This window comes from Mycobacterium sp., from assembly GCF_052144515.1.
Taxonomy (GTDB): domain Bacteria; phylum Actinomycetota; class Actinomycetes; order Mycobacteriales; family Mycobacteriaceae; genus Mycobacterium.
The window spans coordinates 1-3,396 of the sequence record NZ_JBKQQD010000455.1 but is presented as its reverse complement, the minus strand read 5'-3'; the positions used below and the strand labels follow the sequence as shown (position 1 = coordinate 3,396).

The window sequence follows — 3,396 nt, the reverse complement described above, 5'->3', positions numbered from 1 at the left end:
ACGTTACTGAGTATGTCGCCGCACGCCTTTGAGCGACTGGCTCAGCGACTCCTGCGAGAGGCTGGGGTCTCCAGCCCCGTAGTTACCGGACGGGCTGGCGATGGTGGCATCGATGGTCGTGGTGTCTACGAGATCTCGCTTCTGAGCTTTCCGGTGTTCTTTCAGTGCAAGCGTTATTCGGGCAGCGTCGGCCCATCTGCGGTGAGGGACTTCCGTGGTGCGATGGCAGGTCGTGGCGAGAAGGGTCTGCTGATAACGACTGGCACCTTCACGACTGACGCGCGTGCCGAATCTCGCCGGGACGGAGCACCACCCGTCGACCTGATCGATGGCGATCGCCTGTGCGAGCTACTCAAGGAATATGCGATTGGCGTCACCACTACGCCGAGGACTGTTGAAGACGTCGCTATCGACGCCGACTACTTCAAATCGCTAGAACCAAAGTGAACTCGACCCCGATGCCGCGCAAGCAGGTTTACAAGATCACCTACCCGAACGGCAAGATCTACGTCGGCTCGGATCTCACTGGAGCGATTTCATACTTCGGCAGCCCGACCGCTAAAGCTCTGATCGAAGCGGACCACGCCGACCAGCGACTCGACATGACCGTCCGCAAAGAGATCTTGTGGGAATCCGAGACAGCCACCAAAGCCGAGACCCTCGCGATGGAAATCAAACTGATCCGCGAGCTTGGCGCGAACAATCCCGCTACCGGGTACAACCTCGCGCCGCGCTGGAGAGGCGACCCGCTGGAATGAGGATGCTGACGTGCAGACCCTGGTCGGGCGCGCCCCTCGAGCGGCACACTGAATGCCACCTGGGGACAGCTCCGTGGGCGCTGGCCGGTGAATTGCGATGCCCGGCGTTCCCCTCGTCACGGCAGGATGCCGGACAGGAGTGAAAAGGAAGATAGCGATGCAGTACAGCTGGAACCCGGCCGGGAAGGGCAACGCCCTGCACGGCCGCGACGGGTCGGAGTGGAACGTCGGCACCCTGCCGAACGGGTGCACCGTTCTGTGGGGCCGCGACGCGCTGGGTCGATGGTCGGCGACGTGCACGCTGCACGGCGTGCTGCCGATCGACGGGCCGGTCAACAATGCGGGGTCGTCGTGGCAGGCGCCGATGAGCCACAAGTCCTGAGAGACCCCAGGCTCGCCCCGCGCTCGTCATCCCTCGCCGCGCATATGTGCTGTCGCGCTGCGCCGCCAGCTCGCCGTAGTCCCCGAAAAAGTCGGCCTGATTCAGCCGCTAAGCGACGTTTAGCGGGTGGCCGGTGTGGCTGTACCCGCCAATATGGCCTTCGTGTGATTCCGACGAATCAAGAGACGAAACCATGTCCCTTTTCGACAAAGCCCGCGAGCACGCGAATACCTGCACCAACCCGAGCTGTCATGCGGTGGCGAACGCTCTCGATGGAGCGCTGGCTACTGAAAGGGCCAAGGGGCACCAGCCCGCTTCAACCGAAGGCATCCCTTCGGCAGTGGAGGCCGGCTTCGTGTCCGAGGTCCGCATCCCGCCCGGCACCGAGAATTAGAAACTGGCGCGCCGGTCGTTGAGTCGCGTCGGTGCGCAGTGACAACGCCGGTTGTCATCGTGTTCTATGATGTGTTCAGCCATCCAATGCGGCGGTAACTCGGTGTAACGAGGGAGGCCCGGTGACGACCGGGCCGGAGGCACTCTCGACGCGGCGGTGGCGAAGGGTGCCGCCAATGGAACGGGCGTTCCACCCAATCCATTGACGTGCGCGGAAACCGGCACCTTGTTTCTTCGATGTCGGTTTCCGCCCACCCGAAAGCGAGCCATTATGGCCGGCACCCCTACTCATGACTCCCTTCGCAAGCTCGAGCAGCGCCGCGAATCCATCCGCAGCACCTGTGAAGAATTGCTCATGGGGTGCAGAGCCGCCAACCGCGAAATGAACGAGGGCGAGCAGCACCGCTACCGCCACGCGATGACGGACCTGCGCGGGCTGGGCGAGCAGATCGCTGAGTACCGCGCAGACCTCGAGCGCAGCGTGATGCCGGCGCATCTAGCGCGGCTGAGCCTGAATCCACAGACCGCTGCAAGGAACCCCATGAACAACCACGCTGACGCACGCGACCTCGTCTATCGGCGCGGCGACCAACGCCAGTCCTGGTGCCGCGATTTGATCCGGCTGTCGATGAACCTGGACAGCGACGGCGAGTCCCGCGCCCGCCTCACCAGCCACGCCCAGCAGGTCGTCGATCATCCCGCCTTCGAAGAACACCGCGATCTGTCCCGGGTCGACGGCTCCGGCGGCTACGCCGTGCCGCCCGCCTGGCTGATGAACCAATACATCGAGCTGGCACGCCCGGGCCGGGCGTTCGCGAACCTCGTGCAGCGTCAGCCGCTTCCGAGTGGCACCGACTCGATCAACATTCCGAAGGTGTTGACCGGGACGGCCACCGCCGTCCAGACCGCGGACAACACGCCCGTCACCGACGTGGATCTGACCGACACCTTCATCAACGCGGCGGTTCGGACGATCTCCGGCCAGCAAGGTGTCGCTATCCAACTTCTCGACCAGAGCCCAATTGCGTTCGACGACTTGGTGTTCAGGGATCTAATCGCCGACTATGCCACGCAGCTTGACAAGCAGTGCCTGTATGGCAGCGGCACCAACGGCCAAGTGCTCGGCGTGAACAACACGCCGAACATCGGCACCATCGCCGTATCCACCGTCGACATCCAAGGTGTCTACAGCGCCATCGCCAACGCCATCCAGACGGTGCACACCACCCGCTTTCAGCCGCCCGAGGTTGTCGTGATGCACCCGCGGCGCTGGGGCTGGTTCCTATCGCTGCTGGACGCCAACCAGCGGCCGCTGTTCCTACCCGACGCGAACCGCCCGTGGAACGCCGCCGGCATTTTGGAGGAGGTCGCCAGCCAGCAGGTAGTTGGCAGTATCCAAGGCCTGCCGGTGGTGACCGACCCCAATATCGAGACCAACCTGGGCACGGGCGGCGATGAGGACCCGGTGTATGTGCTGCGCGCATCCGACGTTGTGTTGTGGGAGTCGGGAATCAGAGCGCGTGTTCTGCCGGAGACCAAGGCGCAGAACCTCACGGTGCTGTTGCAGCTTTACGGTTATTTGGCTTTTTCGGCAGCTCGCTACCCGGCAAGCATCGTCGAGATCTCGGGGTTGACGGAACCGACGTGGTGAAGAGATCCACGGGCTCTTCCTCCCGAACGAAGGCGGACAGGGAATATGGCTGACTTCTTGTCGTCGAAACAACTGCGGACTGACTGCGGATTAGCGGACTTGCTTGGCGGGACCGGCTCGATGGGTATCGCCGTCGGCCAGTCGGGACGGCAGGGCCGTTGCCATCTGGACATTGCCTAGTGACTGGCGAGGATGGTTGGCCTTAGTTATCT

General features: G+C 63.3%; 5 protein-coding genes. All 5 read left to right on the top strand.

Annotated elements, in window-relative coordinates; all coding sequences use genetic code 11:
* A partial coding sequence (locus ACLP9N_RS30870) for a restriction endonuclease (protein ID WP_442410940.1) occupies positions 1–447 on the top strand: 447 nt, incomplete at its 5' end.
* Positions 444–758: a GIY-YIG nuclease family protein gene (locus ACLP9N_RS30865; RefSeq protein WP_442410939.1), complete on the top strand. Its 315-nt coding sequence runs from the start codon at positions 444–446 to the stop codon at positions 756–758. The genes ACLP9N_RS30870 and ACLP9N_RS30865, both read left to right, overlap by 4 nt.
* A 157-nt stretch (positions 759–915) precedes the next feature.
* The gene (locus tag ACLP9N_RS30860; protein ID WP_442410938.1) at positions 916–1,140 is read left to right on the top strand and encodes a hypothetical protein; all 225 of its coding nucleotides are present in this window, start codon (positions 916–918) and stop codon (positions 1,138–1,140) included.
* A 193-nt stretch (positions 1,141–1,333) separates the two neighbouring features.
* Positions 1,334–1,534, top strand: coding sequence for a hypothetical protein (locus tag ACLP9N_RS30855; RefSeq protein ID WP_442410937.1), 201 nt, complete (start codon positions 1,334–1,336; stop codon positions 1,532–1,534).
* Between the two features lie 270 nt (positions 1,535–1,804).
* The gene (locus ACLP9N_RS30850) at positions 1,805–3,184 is read left to right on the top strand and encodes a phage major capsid protein (protein ID WP_442410936.1); all 1,380 of its coding nucleotides are present in this window, start codon (positions 1,805–1,807) and stop codon (positions 3,182–3,184) included.
* Positions 3,185–3,396: the final 212 nt, after the last annotated feature.

What these genes read in the sequence shown, in the direction of transcription:
- ACLP9N_RS30860 (WP_442410938.1), top strand. Translation starts at nt 916, where the DNA reads ATGCAGTACAGCTGGAACCCGGCCGGGAAGGGCAACGCCCTGCACGGC.
- ACLP9N_RS30855 (WP_442410937.1), top strand. Translation starts at nt 1,334, where the DNA reads ATGTCCCTTTTCGACAAAGCCCGCGAGCACGCGAATACCTGCACCAAC.
- ACLP9N_RS30850 (WP_442410936.1), top strand. Translation starts at nt 1,805, where the DNA reads ATGGCCGGCACCCCTACTCATGACTCCCTTCGCAAGCTCGAGCAGCGC.